The sequence below is a fragment of the Halosimplex salinum genome, from assembly GCF_003730195.1.
Classification (GTDB): domain Archaea; phylum Halobacteriota; class Halobacteria; order Halobacteriales; family Haloarculaceae; genus Halosimplex; species Halosimplex salinum.
The window spans coordinates 41,050-58,580 of the sequence record NZ_QWGG01000013.1 but is presented as its reverse complement, the minus strand read 5'-3'; the positions used below and the strand labels follow the sequence as shown (position 1 = coordinate 58,580).

The following is a 17,531-nucleotide window of genomic DNA, read 5'->3' as shown; positions in this document are numbered from 1 at the left end:
CGGCATGGACAGGGACACGGCGGAACCCGACGTGTCGTCGCTCCCCGGAGAGCGAGCGCGCGAGTGGGTCGAGTACCACCACGAGTCGGCCGCCCCGAGCACCTACGTCTACGACTTCGTCTGGGACTACACGGAACCGGCCGAGGGTCCGTTCTGCACCGACGTCGACGGCAACGTCCTCATGGACTTCACCAGCCACGTCGCCGCCTCGCCGCTGGGCTACAACAACCCCAAACTGCTGGAGCGCATGGAGGGGTTCGACCTCGTCGACCCGACGAAGATGGCCGGGCAGGACTTCTACGTCGCCAGCGGCGACCTCGGCGACCACCCGTTCCCGACCCCCGCCGACCTGATGGACCGCCTCACCGACCGGAGCGCCCACTACGACATGGACACCGTGTTCCTCTCGAACAGCGGCGCCGAGGCCGTCGAGAACGCCATCAAGATCTCCTACGACCACACCGGCGGCGACTACGGGATCACCTTCCAGGGCGCCTTCCACGGCCGGACGCTCGGCGCGCTCTCGCTCAACCGCTCGAAGTCCGTCTACCGCCGGGAGTTCCCCGAGATCCCGAAGGTCCACGACGTGCCCTTCTGCGACGACCGGACCTGCGACCCCGACACCTGCTCCTGTGGCTTCTTCGCCGGCGGCACCTCGCAGTTGCGGAAACTCCTGCATCCCCAGCGCGGCGCCGTGAACCCCGACGACGTGGCGTACCTGATCATCGAACCCGTGCAGGGCGAGGGCGGGTATCGCTTCCCCAGCGACGCGTTCGTCGAGGAGATCGCCGACCTGTGCGACGAGCACGACCTGACGCTCGTCGCCGACGAGATACAGTCCGGCGTCGGTCGCTCCGGCGAGTTCTGGGCCTCGGACCACTACCCCATCGAACCGGACGTGATCGCGAGCGCGAAGGGCCTGCGCGTCGGCGCGACCATCTCCCGCGAGGAGGTGTTCCCCGAGCAGACGAGTCGGCTCTCCTCGACGTGGGGCGCCGGCGACATCGTCTCCGCCCTGCAGGGCGCGCTCACCCTCGACGTGATCGACGACTACGACCTGATGGACAACGCCGTCGTCCGCGGTCGGCAGTTTCAGGAATCGATGCGCGACGCCGACCTCGACTCCGTCGTCGACGTGCGCGGCAAGGGCCTCCTGCTCGCCGTCGAGTTCGATTCGAAGGAGCGACGCGACGACGTGCAGGCGGCGGCGCTCCAGCGCGGGCTCCTGACGCTCGGTTGCGGTCACAAGACGCTCCGCATCCTCCCGCCGATGGACGTGACCGAGCGGGAGATCGGGCTGGGCGTGGACCTGCTGACCGACGCTATCGGGGACGCCTCTTGACGGAGTAGGGCGGGATGACACCCCATTACGATCCGATGAATTCCGTTCAGTATCCGTGCTTCTCGAGCAGAGGTTGCAGATTCCAATTTCGTGAAGAGAAGTCGGCCTAAACAGACCGCAAGAGAAAGCAAGCGACGAAAGCCCTCGGCGCGCTCGCGGCCGCTGAGCGGGATATCCTCCCTTCGGTCGGATAGTGCCCGCTCAGGCGACTACATAAACGCGAGCCCGCCTCGCCCTTTCAGTCCACCAAGGACCGCTCAGCAACCAGCCTCACGCCTCCCCAACCGATTCCTTCGCTCGCTCCGCTCGCTCAGTCATCCCTCGCGCGACGCCGTCTCGCGACGAGACGCTCGACGGCGCGCGCCACCGCGATTGTTCAGTTTGTGGACTGTACTGAGCATCCGCGCGAGCGAAGCGAGCGCGGTTCACCGGAGCCGAGCAGAGCGAGGCTCCGGCCTTTTTCACCCATGTTTTTGCGCCGAGAGGTGCCCGCAGGGCCGAAGGCCCGAGGACACCCGAGGCGGAAAAAGATGGGGCCCTTAGAATTGATAGCGGCGGTCGTCGGGGTCGCCGGTGCCGGTCTGGGGCAGGTCGGCGCCGCCGGCCATCTCCTCGAAGGTCATGCCCGAGAGGTACTCGTCGTAGGTGACGTCGTACTCGCTGCGGAGGTGGAAGTCGAGGTTGCCGGTCTCGACGGCGGACTGGAAGAGGAGGTGGACGCCGCGGCGGACGAGTTCGTCGGGGTCGTCCGTGTCGAAGGCGGCCAGCAGCATGGCGAGTTCGTTGCGCGTCTCACGGTCGGTGTCGACGGCCAGTTCCGCGTCGAGGTCGCCGTACTCGGACTGGACGTCGTCCTGCAGATCGTCGAGGCTCATACCACCGACTGGGCGCGGCGCTCGCAAACACCTTACGCTACGGATGCCGTCGTGGGACGGGTCGCAATCAGGGAAACACTTCGATGGCGGTGGGTCGAACGACGAACGTGCGGTCCCAGAGGTCGGCGACGAGGACGAAGTCGCCGCTCGTCTCGCGCGACCGGTTGTGGTCGGTGAGGGCGTCGAGGGCGCCGGCGTCGATCTGGTCGTAGAGGCGCGGGTCGGTGCCGTCCAGTTCGACGTGGGCGCGCCGGGCCGCGCGCAGGAGCGCGTCGGTGGCCTCCTCCTCGTCCTCGATCGCGGTACGAGCTATCGGGAGAGCGTCGGGGACCTGCTCGGTGGAACTCATACTCGCCCTCGGGAAGCCACCACCGTAAACCGGCGTCGTCGTGAGCCCGGATTTAGTCGATTATTGCCCATTCAAACCGCGGGATGCGAGTAGGAAAGCGATATTCCGCCGTCAGTCGTCGATCGCGTCCCGTAGCGTCCCGACAGCCTCGTCGAGCGCGTCGGTCGCGCGGTCCTGCGGGAGTTCGTACTCGATCACCAGCGGCGCGTCGAGGCCGGTGTGGTCGTCGAGCAGGTCGACGAACGTCGGGACGTCCAGCTGGCCGGCGCCGGGGACGTCCTCGATCTCGGCCTCGGAGGTGTCCTTGAGATGGCAACTGTTGATCCGGTCGCCGAATTCGCGGACCACGTCCTCCGGGACGACGTCCTCGACGAGGAAGTGGCCGGTGTCGAGACAGAGGCCGAGGCGGTCGTGGTCGTAGCGATCGAGCACGGACCGGACGTCGTCGATGGTGGAGAAGACCTGCGAGAGGTCGTCGTGGTGGACCGACGAGTAGTTGTGGATGCCCACGTCGAGGGCGAATTCCTCGGCCAGGTCGACCAGTTCCTCGGTGATCGCGTCGGCGGCCGGGGGGTAGTTTACGGTGACGTACTCCGCACCGAGTCGGTCCGCGAACTCGAAGTGGTCACGGGCCTCGCCGGTGTCTTCGAGGTCGACGACCCCGTAGCCACAGACGGACGCACCGGCGTCGTCGAGCACGTCGAGCGCGACGGCGACAGTCGCGTCGTCGTGTTCGGGCGAGAGGTGGTGTCCCCAGAGTTCGATCTCGGTCACGCCCGTCGTCTCGAGTTCGGCGAGCAGGGCGGCGAGCGAGAAGTCCCTGTAGACGACGGTCTGGACGCCGATATCGAAATCCCGAGCCATGGCCACCCGATGGCGTGACGCGGGCAAAAGGATTCCGCCGGGGGAAGTTCGGGCCGGGACTGCTCGGGTTCGCTCCGCGGCGGTATCGGCCCAGCAGCTACCGCTCGACGACGCGAGCGGGGACGCCGTCGGCGGGTTGCGTCGTCATCTGCGGCGAGAGTTCGATGTCGCCGAGCGGGTCGAGCCGGTAGCGCCGGCCGACCGTCGCGAGGACGAGGGTGGCCTCCAGCATCGCGAATCGGCGCCCGAGACAGTTACGCGGGCCGGCACCGAACGGGACGAAGGCGTACCCCTTCGACTGCGGGCTGGCGTCGCGCCACCGCGACGGCCGGAAGGTGTCGGGGTCGTCGTAGAAGCGCTCGTCCCGATGGATCGCGCGGACCGAGACGTGTGTCGTGGTCCCGTCCGGGACGCGGTACTCGCCGATACGGGCGTCGCGAGTGGTTACGCGCGGGATAGTGTGGACGGGCGGGTAGAGGCGCAAGGTCTCGAGGACGACCCGCTCGGTCACCTCGAGGTCGCCCACGTCTGCGAGCGACGGGCGCGTCGGACCGTCGGTCCCGTTCCGACGAGCGTCGCGGTCATCGACATCCGAGCCCAGCACGTCGTCGAGTTCCGTGTGGAAGCGCTCGCGAATCCGGGGATGGGTCCCGAGCAGGTGCCAGGCGTAGGTCATCGCGAGCGCGGTCGTGTCGTGTCCGGCGAAGATGAACCCGACCACCTGGTCGACGATCTCGTCGTCGGTGAGGTCGGCGTCGCCGCGTTCGCGGAGCGCGACCAGTGTCGAGAGCAGGTCGTCGCCGGGAGGCCCGCCGTCTGCGTCCGTCGCACCGGTGGCTTCGACGGCCCTCTCGCGTTCGGCGAGCAGTCGACGGGCCTCGGCGTCGAGCGTGTCCGCCGCGCGGGCGAAGCGGCGGCGGGCGGGGGTCGGAACCCACCGCGGGAGCACCCACGACGAGGGGTCGAACCACTCGTTGAGATTCGACGCCGCGCGGCGGAGGTCGTCGTCGCCGTCGAGGGCCAGTTCGCGGTCGAACAGCGTCCCGAAGAGGTTCTCCAGCGCGAGCGCCTGCATCTCCTCGTGGAGCGAGAGGCGCTCGCCGTCGCTCCAGCGGTCGACGCGGCGTTCGGTGAGGGCGACCATCTCCTCGGCGTAGCCGCGGATCGTGCCGGGGTAGAAAAACTCCCGCATCGCGTCGTGCTGGCGCTCCCACTGCTCGCCTTCGACGGTGACGATGCTCTCGCCGAAGGCGACGGTGAACCCCTGGCTCTTGGCGAACGCATCGCGGTCGGTCACCAGCGCCTGCTCGACGTAGTCGGGATGGGCCAGTACGCAGACGTCGCCCTCCCCGAGGACACTGGCGAGCAGGCAGTCGCCCACGCGATCGGTCGCCCACTCCACGAACGCGAACGGGTCGTGGGCGTAGCGGTGGGTGTGGCCGACTACCGGGAGTCGAGGCGGCGACGGCGGCAGCGGCGCCGTCGACTTCGACGGCGGGGCCGACTCGTCGGCCGTCGACCCGTCCGAATCACTCATATCCACGGATGCGGTCCCGACCGGTCGAAAGCCTGTCGTTCGTCGGGGCAGACGGTGGACCGAGTCCGGGTGGCAGCGATTCGGCCTCGCGGCGCGGGCTTCCGCGAAGGGACGTTTTATCCGCGCCCTCGCCCACCCGTGGGCATGGACGTCCTCATCATCGGCGGTACAGGGCTGATCAGCACCGGCATCGCGCGGCAGGCGGTCGACGCCGGTCACGACGTGACCGCGTTCCACCGCGGCGAGACCGACGCCGACCTCCCGGACGCAGTCTCGCATATCCACGGCGACCGCAACGACGACGAGCGCCTCGCCGAAGTCGCCGCCGACGTCGACCCGGCGGTCGTGATCGACATGGTGTGTTTCTCGCCGGAACAGGCCGAGAACGCCGTCGAGGCGTTCGCCGGCGTCGACCAGTACATCTTCTGTTCGACGGTCGACGTGTACCACAGACCCCTGGACCGGAACCCGGCGACCGAAGAGGCCGCCCGTCACCCGCCGGTCAGCGACTACGGCGAGGACAAGGCCGAGTGCGAGGACGTCTTCATGGACGCCCACGGCGACGCCTTCGAGACGACCGTGATCCGTCCGTGGAGCACCTACGGCGAGGGCGGCCCCGTCATCCACACGATGGGCTGGGGAACGTACTACCTCGACCGCGTCCGCAAGGGCGAGCCGATCATCGTCCACGGCGACGGCGCGACGCTGTGGGGCCCCTGCCACCGCGACGACGTGGCGGTCGCGTTCGTCAACGCCGTCGGCAACGAGACCGCCTACGGCGAGGCGTACCACGTGACCAGCGAGGAGGTCATCTCCTGGAAGCAGTACCACGAGTACGTCGCCGACGCGATGGACGCGCCCGAACCCGACCTCGTCTCCATCCCGACCGACCAGCTCGTCGCGGCCGCGCCCGACCGGACCGACCCGCTCCTCGACCACTTCCAGTACTCGACGGTGTTCGACAACAGCAAGGCCAAACGCGACCTCGACTTCGAGTACACCATCTCCTTCCGAGAGGGAGTCGAGCGAACTATCGCGGACCTCGAGGAACGCGACGCTATCGACGACTGGGACGCGGAGAACGACGACGAGATTATCGACGCCTGGCGGGACGCGACGGCTCCGTTCGCGGCCGCAGTCGACGACTGAACGGAACGGAAGGGGGACGGGACCGGACGGGCCTGGACGGGACGGGAAGAACGGGATGGGACGGGACGGGAAGAACGGGATGGGACTGAACGCGGCGGGGCGGAACTCGTCTGCGACCGATCAGCTGATCTCGTATCTGACGATGTCCTCGGAGTCGCACATCGAACACCCAGACGCGTTTCGGTCGACGGTGGTCCCGCAGCGCCGACACTCCGCGACGACCGTCTCGTCGCCCGGTACCAGCGCCCCGAGGAAGCTCATCGCCCTCATTGCGGATGCACCGGGTCCTCGCAGCCGGGACATTCGGCGAACAGTTTCGGCCATCCGTCGGCCGACTCGTACCGGATGAGGAGGTTCCCCGGGGGTATCATCGACTCACAGATCGGACACCGCCCGAGTGGCTGGTCTCGCGCTCGACCGTCCCTCGTCCCAGACATGTCTCACTGTGAAACACGATATCTTGTTGTTATTTTCCACATAACAGGCCTAGAGGCTACGTTTAATCACAGGATACGGTAGTCGATCCACCGAACGAGAGCGACGGCATCCCGAAGCGATCCCCTCGGCTAGGGGCGCAAAGCTCGGGTTATTCGACCGAGACGACTTCGACTTCGAAGGTGAGCGTCTTCCCGGCGAGTTCGTGGTTGAAGTCGACCTCGACCGTCTCCGCGTCGGCGTCGACGACTTCGCCCGGGAGACCGTCCTCGGTCTGGATCTCCATTCCCTCGGTGGGCTCGCGGCCGCCGAGCATCTCGGTGAACTCGGCAGTGTCGTACTCGACGACGCGGTCGTCGGTGCGTTCGCCGTAGGCGCGTTCGGGCTCGATGGTCACGTCTTCCTCGTCGCCGGCCTCCATGCCGACGAGTGCGTCCTCGAGGCCCTCGATGATGCGTCCCTCGCCGATCTCGACCGTGAGCGGCTGGTACTCCCGCTGGGGCTGGTCCTCGGTGAGTCCCTCCTCGTCCGCGACCGACTGGAGCGACGTGTCGAAGACGGTGCCGTCGTCGAGTCGACCGGTGTACTCGATGGTGACCGTGTCACCAGTTGCGATAGCCATACGGTCAGAAACAGCGGGCGACGGATAAGCGCACGGACCTGACCCCGCGAGGGAATCCACCTCAGTCGGGTGAGGGAGGAGTGCGGCGTGGTGGTGTGGTGTGGGCGGTGGGGGTGCGGCGTGGTGTGGGTGGTAGGGTGCGGTGGCGCGCGCTGGAGCGCGCTTTCATGCGCGCGACGAAGCCGTGCGAGGGATGAGCGAGGGAGGGACGACCGAGCGAATCGGCTGGGGAGGCGTGTGGCTGTCTGCGGTACCGTGCGGTGCGGTCTGCCGTGCTGTCCTGGTGGACTGAAAGGGCGAGACGCGCTCGCGTTCACTGTAGTCGTCTGAGCGGGCACTATCCGCGCGAGTGCGGGGCGGTGCTGTTGTTCGAGCGCGGATATCCCGCTCAGCGACCGCGAGAGCGAGGCCGACCGGAGGGAGGCCTCGACCCGAACGGGGAGCGAAGCGACCCGTGAGCGAGCGGGTCGAGGGCTTTCAGTAATCGACTCCCCAGTCGGTTCGGCGCGGACCGACTACGCAACCCGCACGAGAATCACCACGAACGTCCTCTCACGCGTTCGTCTCGTAGAGGTCGCCGTCCTCGTCGTACCGCGCTTCGAAGATACGGTCGAACTGGTCGTCGGACAGTTCGACGTCCACAGCGCCGAAGTTCTCGTCGAGTTGTTCCACAGTTCGAGCGCCGACGATGGGGACGCAAGTGAAGTCGCGCTGGTCGATCAGCCAGCGGAGCGCGACCTGCGCGGGCGTCGCGTCCACCTCGTCGGCCACCTCGCGGACGGCGTCGAGGACGTGCCAGCCCCGTTCGGAGACGTACCAGTCCTCGAACATCGGATCGAGGTCCCCTCGGGTCCCCTCGTCGGCGTCGAGGTCGTAGGTGCCGTCGCCGACGCGTTCGTACTTGCCAGTGAGGAACCCGCCGGCGAGCGGCGAGTACGGGCAGACGGCGAGGTTCTGATCGGCACAGACGTCGAGGTACTCCGCCACGTCCTCGTAGTAGGCCGCGTGAAAGAGCGGCTGCGTGAGGCTGAACGCCTCGTAGTTGTTCACGTCGGCTTTCCAGAGGCCCTTGGTGAGCTTCCAGGCGTCACACGTCGAGATGCCGACGTAATGGACCTTCCCCTCGCTGACGAGGTCGTCGACGGCACGGAGGGTGTGCTCGATGGGCGTCTCGTCGTCGAATCTGTGCAGGTAGAGGACGTCGAGGTAGTCCGTGCCGAGGCGGTCGAGCGACCCCTCGACCTCCGCCCGGACGTTCTTCTTCGAGAGGTTCTCCTGGAAGCGCGACACCGTCGACCAGAAGCACTTCGAGGCGATGACGTAGTCCTCGCGGTCCTCGTCTTCGAGCCACTCGCCGATCCAGCGTTCGGAATCGCCGCCGCCGTAGCCGTTCGCGGTGTCGATGAAGTTGCCGCCCCGTTCGGCGTAGGCGTCGAGCAGTTCGTGTGCGTCCTCGCGGTCGGTCTCGACGACGCCGTCGTGTTCCTTGCCGAAGCGCCACGTCCCGAAACAGACGGGCGATACCTGCAGACCGGTCTCTCCGAGTCGTCTGTACTCCATACCGGCCACTGGGCGGCCGGTCGCTTAGGCGTTGGTTTCCCGGCGGATCTGTAGGGCCCCACCTGCAACCGTCTCGACCCCCGCGATTGCCGGCTCTGGGCTTTTCAGGCCGCCGATCCTTGTCGAACCATGCGGTTGCTCCAGCTCTCGGTGCCCGGCGAGCAACGCGATGCGGTCCTCTCTGTCCTCGACGACTACGGGCTCACGTACTCGGTCGCCGACGGCGATGGCGCGAAAGACGGTCACGACCTGGTCTCGTTCGTGGTGCCGGCCGACGCGGTCGAACACGTCCTCGACGACCTGAAAGCCGAGGGGTACGACAAGGGCACGTACACCGTCTCGATCGCGACGCAGTTCGCCGACCTGGAGAACATCGACGAGGTGCAAGACGAGTGGGCGAAGACGCCGAACAAGATCTCCCCGGCCACGCTCCGCTCGAAGGCCAAGGACATGCGGCTGAACACGCGCTCGTACCTGTGGATGATGGTCCTGAGCGCCGCCGTGGCCGTCTCCGGCATCCTCATCGCCTCGCCGGCCGTCGTCGTCGGGTCGATGGTGATCGCGCCCATCGTCAGCCCGATGCTGACCGCGAGCATCGGCGCGGTCCGCGACGACCGCGAGATGCTCGTCGACAGCGTCCACCAGCAGATGCTCGGACTCGGGGTCGCGGTCCTCGCGGCCGTCGCCTTCAGCTACCTCGCCAAGGAGTTCTTCGCCGTGCCGACGGCGCTCGACATCACGGCGATGAACCTCGTCTCCGGTCGGGTCGCGCCCAGCCTCCTCTCGATCGTCATCGGCCTCGCGTCGGGCGCGGCCGGCGCCTACGGCCTCGCGACCAAGGGGTCGGTGACCATCGTCGGCGTCATGATCGCGGCGGCGCTCATCCCGACCGCCGCCGTGACGGGGATCGGCGTCGCCTGGGGACAGTCCGTCGTCGCCGTCGGGTCGATCGTCCTGCTCGTCATCACGATGGTCGCCGTCAACCTCGGCGGCTACCTCATGCTCCGCTATCTCGGCTACCGGCCCGACGAGGTCGACGAGGGGCTGTTCGAGATCCCCACCGGCCGAGACGCGGTCGTCCTCGCCGGGACGGCACTTCTCGTCGCCGCGCTCGTCGGGACGGTCGCCGTCGGCTCCTACCAGCACGTCTCCTTCGAGCGGTCCGTCAACGACGCCGCCACCGGCGTCCTCCAGCAGTCCGAGTACCAGAACCTCGGTATCACGGACGTCTCGACCGAGTACACGGCGGTCGGTCCGCTGGGGGACCCGTCGCTGGTGACCGTCGTCCTCAGCCGGACCGACGGCGAGTCGTACCCGGATCTCCCGGGAACGCTCGACCGACAGATCACCGAACAAACCGGAGAGAACGTCTCCGTCCAGGTCCGGTACCTCGACTTCGACCGCTCGGGCGGGAACGCGAACCGGTCCGAGGAGACGGGCGGAGGGTCCTCGCTGGCGGCCCCCGATGGACACTGATAGCCCGCTCACTCGCTGGCTGCTGTTCGACGGCGACCGCGAGACGCTGGCGCTCCTGTTCCTGACCGGCGTCTTCGCGTTCCTCGTCGCGCTCGGACAGGTCGGCGTCCTCGAACTCGCCGACGCCGACGCCGTCGATACGATCGCGGGCGGCCTCGTCCCGGGGCTGTTCACGTTCCTGTCTATCGTCCTCGCGATCAACCAGCTGGTGCTGTCCCAGTCCACGGGGACAGTGGATCAGGTCAGAGAGCGCGTCGCTGACGTACGCGAGTTCCGCGAGGAGGTAGAGCGGCGGTCCCACGAGGCGCCCTCGCCGCTCGCTCCGACGGGGTTCCTCTCGGTCCTCGTCGAGACCATCGTCCAGAAGGCGAACACGCTGGAGACGACGGCGTCCGAGCACGACGCCCCGGCAGACGGCGCCGTCGTCGAGTACGCGACGGCCGTCCGCGCCGCCGCCGAGCACGCCGACCGCCGGGTGAGCGGGGCGGACCCCGGACGTGTCAACGCGGTCATCTCCCTGCTCGACTTCGACGACTCGCGCCAGCTGTACGAGGCGCGGCGACTCCTGTCCGACCACGGCGACGCGCTCTCGCCCGAGGCACGGGAGACCATACACGCCCTCCAGGAACTGCTCGAACTGTTCGACGTGGCGCGAACGCACTTCCGCACGACGTACACACAGCGGACGCTCGCGCGGCTCTCGCGCCTGCTGCTCTACACCGGGCTCCCCGCGATACTGGCGACGTTCGTCCTCGGACTGTCGACGTTCCCCGGCGTCGACGGCTGGCAGCGAGTCGTCGTCGTGAGCCTCCTGTTGACCGCGGCGCTCTCGCCGCTGGCGCTCCTCTCGTCGTACATCCTCCGCGTGGCCGCCGTCTCGGAACGCACCATCGGCGTCGGCCCGTTCGTCTCCCGGCCGGGGTCCGACGGGGAGTTCTTCGTCGGCGGATCAGCGGAGGAACCGCGCTCCGATTCGCCGACGGAGGCAGAGTCGCGATCAGACGTACCAGTCTCGGAATCCGACGAGACCGAGCGCGACCGCTCGGCGTCTTCGAATCCGACCGACGACCCGTAGCGGCGCCCGTCCGGTCGTCGTCGCCCGCTCTCCCGCGTCGCTCTATCGTCCGCGTCGTCGTCCGTTACTCCGCGTCGTCTTCGTCGTCCTCGTCTTCGTCGTCCTCCATCATCTCGGTCTGCTCGACGGCGTCGATGTCGCCCTCGCCGCCGCCGTACTGCCCCTGTCCCTGTTCCGGGTCGTCCGAGTCCTCGTCGTCGTCTCGTTCTTCCTCGTTTGCCATGGGCCGAGTTGGACGGGAACGCGCAAAAGGGGCCGACTTGCCGTCGCAGGGAGCGACGCGGCCTCGCCTCAGTCGACGCCGGCGCCCGTCGGCGCGTCAGGCAGTTCGACGGGGTCGCTGTCGATGCCGAGTTCGTCGAGGGCCCGTTCTAAGTGTTCGGCCTCGGCGTAGTCGGCGCCGTCCTGCACGCGGATGCGCTGGACGGTCGCGAGGACCTCGCCGCGCCGGTCGTCGGGGACGTCGTACTTGTCGGTCGCGAGTTCGATTGTCAGCCCGTTGTGGTCGCGGGTGTACAGCGAGTGGAAGATCCCCCTGTCGAACTCGTTGTAACCGTGCCCGAACTCGTCGAGCGCCGCCTTCACGTCCGCGAACCGCTCGGGGTCGATACTGAAAGAGAGGTGGTGGACCGACCCAATCTGGTGGCGCAGGGGCGCCGCGTTCGAGTCGCGGTCGTCGGTCACGAAGAACGTGAGGATCCGGCCGTCGCCGGTGTCGAAGAACAGGTGCGTCGAGTCCGGGTCGTCGAGGTTCGGCTGGCGGAGCACGAGGGGCATCCCCAGCAGGTCGCGGTAGAACTCGATCGTGTCGGCCTCGTTACTCCCGATGAGCGTGATGTGGTCCGTCCCCGTCGTGTGAACCGGGCTGTTCGGCGGTTCCGCGGTTATCTCCGGGCTGTCGTCCGTTGTCATACCCCCCATAGGGGAGTGAGACACAAAGGTCTCAGCCCGACAGGGATGACCGGGACCGATAGATTGATACCGCCCTACCGGTCTGGTAAGACCAACGTACGAGGAGTAGATGACGCCTATCGAACTTATCGCGGCGGCCGTCGTGCTGGCGCTGACAGTGAGCCTCGGCCTCGTCGCACACGAACTCGCGCACGCCGCCGTCCTGCGCGCGGCGAGCGTCCCGCACGAGATCGACTGGTTCCCCGGCCAGACGGGCGGCGTCCTCCACGCGGGACTGCGCGGGCAGTGGGCCGTCGTCCGGCCCCGGCCCGGTGCGGAGACGCCGACGTGGCTCCTCCGCCTCTCCGCGATGATGCCGCTCGCGCTCGTCACGCCGCTGGCCCTGATACCCGCCGGTGTCGTCTCTGACCCCTTCGCCGTCGAGGGGGTCGCGCGCTTCGCCGTCCTCGGCTGGATGGCCTGTGCGCTCCCGAGCCCGCAGGACTTCTCCGTCCTCTGGCACGCCGACGCGGCGCTCGCGTCGGTCACCGGCGACGGATCGGTTCCCGAACACGCCTGAGAACGGGAGCGAGCCCCGGTAGGCCGGCCATATCGGCGGCCGACGGCGTCACTCGAACGCCGTCCGCCGATAGGCGCCTGTTTCCTTTGCGTCCGAGCCACCTACTCCGTCGAACGATGTCCGACCGCGACACCGACGCGGCGTCCGACCACCACACGGACCCGCGCTTCGACAACTGGCCGGTGCGGCGCTACGACGCGTACGAACAGTGGCCAGTCGAGCGCGCGACCCCCGACCGCGAGACCGAACCGGTCGACCGCGTGGAGTGGGTCGGGTTCCCCGGGGAGGGCTCCGGGTCCGCAGCCGGCCCGCTCCTCTACGAACCCGGCGAGAAGGTGGTCCACGAAGGCCGCATCGACCGGGAGAACGAACGGGTCGTCGTCGACGACGACACCGAGCACCGCCGCGTCGAGGACGACGAGTCGCTCGGCGACCACCTCGTCGACCTCGGAGACGAACACGACTGGACCTGGCTCTCCTCGTTCGCGCGCGAGCACCTCGACACGCCGGCCCACGAACCGGAGGACCTGACCGCCGGCCACCACCTCCCGCCGGGGTTCGACCACCGCCACACCGAGTTCCAGCAGCGCAACCTCCTCGACGACGCCGACGCGGACGCCGCGTTCAACGCCTCGCACACGTTCGCCGACGAAACCGGCCGCGTCCACGTCCTCGAACGGGACTTCACCGTCGTCGGCGACGAGGCGACCGACGACGTCGCCGCGTCCGTCGAGGAGCGGTATCTCGTCGCCGAGGAACCGCGCGCGGAGTCCCGCGCCGGCGACGCCGACCTCGTCGACGAACGCGAGTACGAACTGGAGCTCGACGTCGAACCCGGCGAGACCGCGTGGGTGGCCGACGCCGAGGGGAGTCTGAAGGAGTGGCACCGCGCCCACCTCGGTCCGCCGGAACGCGAGGAACACCACACGGTCGCGCGGCCCGAAGACGACGATCGCGTCTACTGAGCCCCGCCTCCGAGGGAGTGAACGCCCCCGAGACGTTCAAGAGCGACCAGTCCTAACCGGCGACTATGTCTGAACAGGACGCCACGGACGCCCTCCCGGAGAGCGAGGCGGAGTGGCGCGAGCGACTCTCGCCGGACGCCTACCGGATCCTCCGCGAATCGGGGACGGAGCCGCGCTACTCGTCGGACCTGCTCGACGTGAAGGGAGACGGAGAGTTCCGCTGTGCGGGCTGTGGACAGACGCTGTTCACGAGCGACGAGAAGTTCGACTCCGGGACGGGGTGGCCGAGCTTCTGGGCGCCCGCGGACGAGGACGCCGTCGCGACGCGGGCGGACCGCGGCCTCCTCTCGACGCGGACGGAAGTGCTCTGCAGTCGCTGTGAGGGCCACCTCGGCCACGTCTTCGACGACGGACCGAAGCCCACGGGGAAACGCTACTGCATCAACGGCGACGGCCTGACCTTCGAGGCCGACGAGTGACGGCCGCTGTCGTCGTCGGGAGTGGCGACCGGTGACCGACCCCGACCGGATCGTCGCGTACGACGAACGGGCGCCGAGTCCCGCGGAGACCGAGACGGCCACCTTCGCGCTCGGCTGTTTCTGGGGACCCGACGCGACGTTCGGCGCGCGGGAGGGCGTCGTCAGGACGAGAGTCGGCTACGCGGGCGGCGAGAAAGCGGACCCGACCTATCACGACCTCGGCGGGCACAGCGAGGCCGTGCAGGTCGACTTCGACCCCGAGACCGTCTCGTTCGAGGAGCTGGTCGACCTCGCGATTGCGAACCACGACCCCCGGAACCAGCCCGAGAAGCGCCAGTACCAGCGCGTCCTCTTCTTCGAGGCGGCCGAACAGCGCGAGGCGATCGACGAGCGACTCGGGCGGCTGGACCTCGACCGGGTCGAGACGCGAGTCGAACCGCTGGCGGGGTTCCACGCCGCGGAGCCGTACCACCAGAAGTTCAACCTGCGGAGCAAGCGAGCGATCCAGTCGGCGTTCGAGGACGCCGGGTACGACGACGAGGCGGTCCGCGAGTCGCCGGCTGCCGCGAAGCTCAACGCTCACGTCACGGGGAAGTCCGTTCCGGGCGTCGAGGCAGTGCTGTAGGCGGGCGCGTGAACGGCGCGGGAGTCGTCACCCGCCCGACGGGCCGACGTATTCGTCGAGGACCGTTCTGACGCCGTCGAAGTACCCGGTTCCCCAGAGCGCGACGATCACGGCGCCGAACAGGTCGTACTGCAGGTCGAGTACCACGTCGGCGAGGCCGTACTGCGAGAGGAGCGCGTCCTCGCTGCCGAGCGTCGTCGCCGCGAGTTCGAGGCTGAACTCGACGCCCTCCCAGGCGACGCCGACTGCGACGGCGAAGATGACGACGAAGGCGAAGCGGAGCCGGGGCGGGATCACGACGGAGTCGTACTCGGACTCGACGACCTGGAGGAGCGCGTAGCCGATCCCGGCCATGAGCGCCCCGGCGACGCCGTGGGCTATCTGGTCGAACGCGCCGATCGACCGGTACAGCCCCAGCGCGCCGACGCTGTGGAACGCGGCGGCGACGACGACGAACAGCGTCAGGACCGGGTTGAACCGGAAGTCGTAGCGGCGGTGGACGTACACGGGGATCAGCGCGATAGCGAGCGGGAGCGACGTGTTGATCACCAGCCCGACACTCCGCTCGACGAACACCGCGTAGGCGACGAGACCGACGAGTGCCAGCTGTCCGAGACGGGCCAACACGCGGAGTGCGCGCCCGAGGGCGGAGTCGCCGCCGTCTTCGCTCCGGCCGGCTTCAGCCATCCGTCTCACCCCCGCTCGTGACGCGGCCGTCCCGGGGGACGGTCGTGCGCAGGAAGTAGAACTCGAAGACGACGCCCGCGGCGATGCCGACGCCGGTCGCCCCGAGGAGGTCCCACATCAGCGCCGTCCGACTGGAGAGCAACTCGGTGCCGAGGAGCGCGTCGGCGTGGTACTGGACGACCGCCCAGAGCGCCGCGACTGTCATCGTCGTCATCACGACGAAGGTGACGGCGAACCACGGCGGCATCTCGGCGTCGGTGAACGCGACGATCTCCAGCGCGACCAGCAGTGCCAGCGTCGCCACGGAGACGTAGGTCAGCAGTTCGACGGAGCGACCGGCGAGTCTGGCGACCAGCGGCACCGTCGCCAGCGCGAGCGCCTCCCACGAGACCACGACCGACCGATCGCGGGTGACGACGGCGGGGAGCGCGGCGACCGCGACGACGACCGCCGTGAAGACCGCCCACAGGAGGTCCCCTCGCAGGACGTCCAGCACGACGACGACTGACAGGACGGCGACGAGGGACCACGAGACGACGGCGTTTCGCGACCGGTCCTCGACGAGCGACGGCGAACTGTCCATGCCGGTGCTGAGGGCCCCATCGAGGGAACTACCGGGGCCTGCACGTGCAAGGAGAGACCGCGACGCCCCGACCCGGGACGGTTACAGCGAATACGCGACTCGTTCGCCGGTGTCCAGTCCGTTCCGGAGCGCGGCGTGGAGTCGGGCCTCGCCGGCGACCCAGTCGCCGATCGGGTAGAGATCCGCGTCCGCGACGTCGTCGACGGCGCCCCGTCGAACGCCCTCGTCCGGAAGCGCGTAGCGCCAGCCCTGATGATCGGTCCACGCCGGGTCGGCCAGTCGCTCGTCGCCGAGCACGTCGGCGGACAGGTCGGCGAGTTTCGCGACGTTCTCCGCCGGGTCGTCGTCGTAGTGCGCGACCGACCAGTCGGGGTTAGCCTGGACGACGAGCACTGACTCGCCGTCGGGCACGTGACCGGCCTTGCACGCCTCGCGGGCGAACCAGCCGACCTGGTGGTCGCGGTCCGGGTTGACGAGCGCGTAGTACGGCCGGTCGAGTTCGAACTCGTAGCCCAGCACTGCGGTCCAGATCGTGCGGTAGGGGACGGCCTCGGCCGCCTCGGCCAGCGCCGTTCGCGCCCCCGACTCCCACTCGGCGTCGCGGAGGAGTTCCGCGGACTGCGGCGCGGGCGGGTTCAGCAGGAGCGCGTCGAAGGGACCCCACTCGGTCTCATCGGAATCGACGACGCGCCACTGTTCGTCGTCGCGGACGAGCGTCTCGGCGCGCGTCGAATTGTGGACCGTCGCGTCGGTCTCGCCGAACAGTCGTTTCGCGACCTGTGTGAGCCCCTGGCGGTAGGTCCACTTGTGGTCGTCGGCGTCGCGGCCCTCCGAGACGGTTCCGTCCGCGTCGAAGGTGTAGATCGGGTCGGTCACGTCGACCAGCCCGTCCGAGTCGAGCGTCTCGGTGAGCAGTTCGACGACCCGCTCGTCGTCGCTCTTGACGTAGTTGGCGCCGTAGTCGTACGTCACGTCGCCCCGGCGACGCGTCGCGGCGCGGCCGCAGACGCCCCGTGACTTCTCCAGCACCGTGATCTCGGCCGACGGGAGCGCCCCGTCGAGGACGTACGTCGCGGCCGCGGCCGCTGCGCCCGCGCCGACGACTCCGATCCGTGTCATGGCGGCCGTTCGGCCTCCTCGCTCAAAACGAGTCGCATCTCCTGTCGACTGTGTGCGCTGGCGGGCTACGACCTGCTCGTTAGGAGTTACTTCGACTTCACTCGACGGCTGGCGACGAAAGCCCTCGCCCCGCTCGCTACGAGATGGATCGTCCGCAGGAGACTGCAAGCGTTGAAAGCCCTCGGCCCGCTCGCGGTCACTGAGCCGGATATTCTCGTTCGCTCCGCTCACTCGAATAGGGCCGACTCAGTGACTCCCGTCTCTCCGGTCGGCGCGACCGCGCCTCGCCCTTTCAGTCCGCCAGAACGACGACCGTAC

General features: G+C 68.5%; 21 protein-coding genes. 8 read left to right on the top strand and 13 right to left on the bottom strand.

Annotated features, from left to right (window positions below; genetic code table 11):
- Positions 1–4 precede the first annotated feature (4 nt).
- Positions 5–1,342 carry an aminotransferase class III-fold pyridoxal phosphate-dependent enzyme gene (locus D1409_RS22135; protein ID WP_123539145.1) on the top strand — a complete coding sequence of 446 codons (1,338 nt, stop codon included), beginning with the start codon at positions 5–7 and terminating at the stop codon, positions 1,340–1,342.
- 539 nt (positions 1,343–1,881) lie between these two features.
- Here the strand turns inward: D1409_RS22135 and D1409_RS22130 are convergent.
- From D1409_RS22130 to D1409_RS22115, 4 genes are all read right to left on the bottom strand, one after another.
- On the bottom strand, positions 1,882–2,217 hold the full coding sequence (locus D1409_RS22130) for a hypothetical protein (protein WP_123539144.1): 336 nt from the start codon (positions 2,215–2,217) through the stop codon (positions 1,882–1,884).
- A gap of 67 nt (positions 2,218–2,284) precedes the next feature.
- A complete protein-coding gene (locus D1409_RS22125) occupies positions 2,285–2,566 on the bottom strand; it encodes a hypothetical protein (RefSeq protein ID WP_123539143.1) in 282 nt (93 codons plus the stop codon).
- Between the two features lie 111 nt (positions 2,567–2,677).
- On the bottom strand, positions 2,678–3,430 hold the full coding sequence (locus D1409_RS22120; protein WP_206425154.1) for a sugar phosphate isomerase/epimerase family protein: 753 nt from the start codon (positions 3,428–3,430) through the stop codon (positions 2,678–2,680).
- Positions 3,431–3,527: 97 nt separating this feature from the next.
- Positions 3,528–4,967 (bottom strand): cytochrome P450, encoded by a 1,440-nt coding sequence (locus D1409_RS22115; protein WP_123539141.1) that lies wholly within the window; start codon positions 4,965–4,967, stop codon positions 3,528–3,530.
- 144 nt (positions 4,968–5,111) lie between these two features.
- On the opposite strand from D1409_RS22115, the gene D1409_RS22110 reads away from it, so the two are divergent.
- The gene (locus D1409_RS22110) at positions 5,112–6,116 is read left to right on the top strand and encodes an NAD-dependent epimerase/dehydratase family protein (RefSeq protein ID WP_123539140.1); all 1,005 of its coding nucleotides are present in this window, start codon (positions 5,112–5,114) and stop codon (positions 6,114–6,116) included.
- Between the two features lie 120 nt (positions 6,117–6,236).
- Here D1409_RS22110 and D1409_RS24940 read toward each other — a convergent pair whose 3' ends face one another.
- From D1409_RS24940 to D1409_RS22100, 4 genes are all read right to left on the bottom strand, one after another.
- The gene (locus D1409_RS24940; protein WP_206425158.1) at positions 6,237–6,377 is read right to left on the bottom strand and encodes a hypothetical protein; all 141 of its coding nucleotides are present in this window, start codon (positions 6,375–6,377) and stop codon (positions 6,237–6,239) included.
- 5 nt (positions 6,378–6,382) lie between these two features.
- Positions 6,383–6,553 (bottom strand): DUF7837 family putative zinc-binding protein, encoded by a 171-nt coding sequence (locus tag D1409_RS25860; protein ID WP_449404910.1) that lies wholly within the window; start codon positions 6,551–6,553, stop codon positions 6,383–6,385.
- 149 nt (positions 6,554–6,702) lie between these two features.
- A complete protein-coding gene (locus tag D1409_RS22105; protein ID WP_123539139.1) occupies positions 6,703–7,173 on the bottom strand; it encodes an FKBP-type peptidyl-prolyl cis-trans isomerase in 471 nt (156 codons plus the stop codon).
- 552 nt (positions 7,174–7,725) lie between these two features.
- Positions 7,726–8,733, bottom strand: coding sequence for an aldo/keto reductase (locus D1409_RS22100; RefSeq protein ID WP_123539138.1), 1,008 nt, complete (start codon positions 8,731–8,733; stop codon positions 7,726–7,728).
- Between the two features lie 129 nt (positions 8,734–8,862).
- Here D1409_RS22100 and D1409_RS22095 point away from each other — a divergent pair, with 129 nt between their 5' ends.
- Positions 8,863–10,209, top strand: a complete 1,347-nt coding sequence (locus D1409_RS22095; RefSeq protein WP_123539137.1) for a DUF389 domain-containing protein — start codon at positions 8,863–8,865, stop codon at positions 10,207–10,209.
- Positions 10,199–11,284 (top strand): hypothetical protein, encoded by a 1,086-nt coding sequence (locus D1409_RS22090; protein WP_123539136.1) that lies wholly within the window; start codon positions 10,199–10,201, stop codon positions 11,282–11,284. The genes D1409_RS22095 and D1409_RS22090 overlap by 11 nt, the downstream gene beginning before the upstream one ends.
- A 64-nt stretch (positions 11,285–11,348) precedes the next feature.
- On the opposite strand, the gene D1409_RS24935 is transcribed toward D1409_RS22090, so the two are convergent.
- A complete protein-coding gene (locus D1409_RS24935; RefSeq protein ID WP_164471849.1) occupies positions 11,349–11,507 on the bottom strand; it encodes a hypothetical protein in 159 nt (52 codons plus the stop codon).
- A 68-nt stretch (positions 11,508–11,575) separates the two neighbouring features.
- Positions 11,576–12,196 carry a VOC family protein gene (locus D1409_RS22085; protein WP_123539135.1) on the bottom strand — a complete coding sequence of 207 codons (621 nt, stop codon included), beginning with the start codon at positions 12,194–12,196 and terminating at the stop codon, positions 11,576–11,578.
- 109 nt (positions 12,197–12,305) lie between these two features.
- On the opposite strand from D1409_RS22085, the gene D1409_RS22080 reads away from it, so the two are divergent.
- The 4 genes from D1409_RS22080 to D1409_RS22065 all read left to right on the top strand — a co-directional run bounded on the left by D1409_RS22080 (position 12,306) and on the right by D1409_RS22065 (position 14,824).
- Positions 12,306–12,755 carry a hypothetical protein gene (locus D1409_RS22080; protein WP_123539134.1) on the top strand — a complete coding sequence of 150 codons (450 nt, stop codon included), beginning with the start codon at positions 12,306–12,308 and terminating at the stop codon, positions 12,753–12,755.
- Between the two features lie 116 nt (positions 12,756–12,871).
- On the top strand, positions 12,872–13,720 hold the full coding sequence (locus tag D1409_RS22075) for a hypothetical protein (protein ID WP_123539133.1): 849 nt from the start codon (positions 12,872–12,874) through the stop codon (positions 13,718–13,720).
- 65 nt (positions 13,721–13,785) lie between these two features.
- Entirely contained in the window at positions 13,786–14,199 is a 414-nt protein-coding gene (gene msrB, locus D1409_RS22070) for a peptide-methionine (R)-S-oxide reductase MsrB (protein WP_123539132.1), read from the top strand.
- A 31-nt stretch (positions 14,200–14,230) separates the two neighbouring features.
- Positions 14,231–14,824 carry a peptide-methionine (S)-S-oxide reductase MsrA gene (locus D1409_RS22065; protein ID WP_123539131.1) on the top strand — a complete coding sequence of 198 codons (594 nt, stop codon included), beginning with the start codon at positions 14,231–14,233 and terminating at the stop codon, positions 14,822–14,824.
- Between the two features lie 27 nt (positions 14,825–14,851).
- Here the strand turns inward: D1409_RS22065 and D1409_RS22060 are convergent, their stop codons facing one another.
- The 3 genes from D1409_RS22060 to D1409_RS22050 form a co-directional block, all read right to left on the bottom strand.
- Complete coding sequence (locus D1409_RS22060; RefSeq protein WP_123539130.1) at positions 14,852–15,511, bottom strand: hypothetical protein; 660 nt, start codon at positions 15,509–15,511, stop codon at positions 14,852–14,854.
- A complete protein-coding gene (locus tag D1409_RS22055; RefSeq protein ID WP_123539129.1) occupies positions 15,504–16,094 on the bottom strand; it encodes a hypothetical protein in 591 nt (196 codons plus the stop codon). Before D1409_RS22055 ends, D1409_RS22060 begins: the two co-directional genes overlap by 8 nt.
- Before the next feature lie 81 nt (positions 16,095–16,175).
- The gene (locus D1409_RS22050; RefSeq protein ID WP_123539128.1) at positions 16,176–17,213 is read right to left on the bottom strand and encodes an NAD(P)/FAD-dependent oxidoreductase; all 1,038 of its coding nucleotides are present in this window, start codon (positions 17,211–17,213) and stop codon (positions 16,176–16,178) included.
- Between the last annotated feature and the right edge of the window lie 318 nt (positions 17,214–17,531).

Coding starts and splice junctions, on each gene's coding strand:
- D1409_RS22135 (WP_123539145.1), top strand. CDS start 5: ATGGACAGGGACACGGCGGAACCCGACGTGTCGTCGCTCCCCGGAGAG.
- D1409_RS22130 (WP_123539144.1), bottom strand. CDS start 2,217: ATGAGCCTCGACGATCTGCAGGACGACGTCCAGTCCGAGTACGGCGAC.
- D1409_RS22125 (WP_123539143.1), bottom strand. CDS start 2,566: ATGAGTTCCACCGAGCAGGTCCCCGACGCTCTCCCGATAGCTCGTACC.
- D1409_RS22120 (WP_206425154.1), bottom strand. CDS start 3,430: ATGGCTCGGGATTTCGATATCGGCGTCCAGACCGTCGTCTACAGGGAC.
- D1409_RS22115 (WP_123539141.1), bottom strand. CDS start 4,967: ATGAGTGATTCGGACGGGTCGACGGCCGACGAGTCGGCCCCGCCGTCG.
- D1409_RS22110 (WP_123539140.1), top strand. CDS start 5,112: ATGGACGTCCTCATCATCGGCGGTACAGGGCTGATCAGCACCGGCATC.
- D1409_RS24940 (WP_206425158.1), bottom strand. CDS start 6,377: ATGAGCTTCCTCGGGGCGCTGGTACCGGGCGACGAGACGGTCGTCGCG.
- D1409_RS25860 (WP_449404910.1), bottom strand. CDS start 6,553: ATGTCTGGGACGAGGGACGGTCGAGCGCGAGACCAGCCACTCGGGCGG.
- D1409_RS22105 (WP_123539139.1), bottom strand. CDS start 7,173: ATGGCTATCGCAACTGGTGACACGGTCACCATCGAGTACACCGGTCGA.
- D1409_RS22100 (WP_123539138.1), bottom strand. CDS start 8,733: ATGGAGTACAGACGACTCGGAGAGACCGGTCTGCAGGTATCGCCCGTC.
- D1409_RS22095 (WP_123539137.1), top strand. CDS start 8,863: ATGCGGTTGCTCCAGCTCTCGGTGCCCGGCGAGCAACGCGATGCGGTC.
- D1409_RS22090 (WP_123539136.1), top strand. CDS start 10,199: ATGGACACTGATAGCCCGCTCACTCGCTGGCTGCTGTTCGACGGCGAC.
- D1409_RS24935 (WP_164471849.1), bottom strand. CDS start 11,507: ATGGCAAACGAGGAAGAACGAGACGACGACGAGGACTCGGACGACCCG.
- D1409_RS22085 (WP_123539135.1), bottom strand. CDS start 12,196: ATGACAACGGACGACAGCCCGGAGATAACCGCGGAACCGCCGAACAGC.
- D1409_RS22080 (WP_123539134.1), top strand. CDS start 12,306: ATGACGCCTATCGAACTTATCGCGGCGGCCGTCGTGCTGGCGCTGACA.
- D1409_RS22075 (WP_123539133.1), top strand. CDS start 12,872: ATGTCCGACCGCGACACCGACGCGGCGTCCGACCACCACACGGACCCG.
- msrB (WP_123539132.1), top strand. CDS start 13,786: ATGTCTGAACAGGACGCCACGGACGCCCTCCCGGAGAGCGAGGCGGAG.
- D1409_RS22060 (WP_123539130.1), bottom strand. CDS start 15,511: ATGGCTGAAGCCGGCCGGAGCGAAGACGGCGGCGACTCCGCCCTCGGG.
- D1409_RS22055 (WP_123539129.1), bottom strand. CDS start 16,094: ATGGACAGTTCGCCGTCGCTCGTCGAGGACCGGTCGCGAAACGCCGTC.
- D1409_RS22050 (WP_123539128.1), bottom strand. CDS start 17,213: ATGACACGGATCGGAGTCGTCGGCGCGGGCGCAGCGGCCGCGGCCGCG.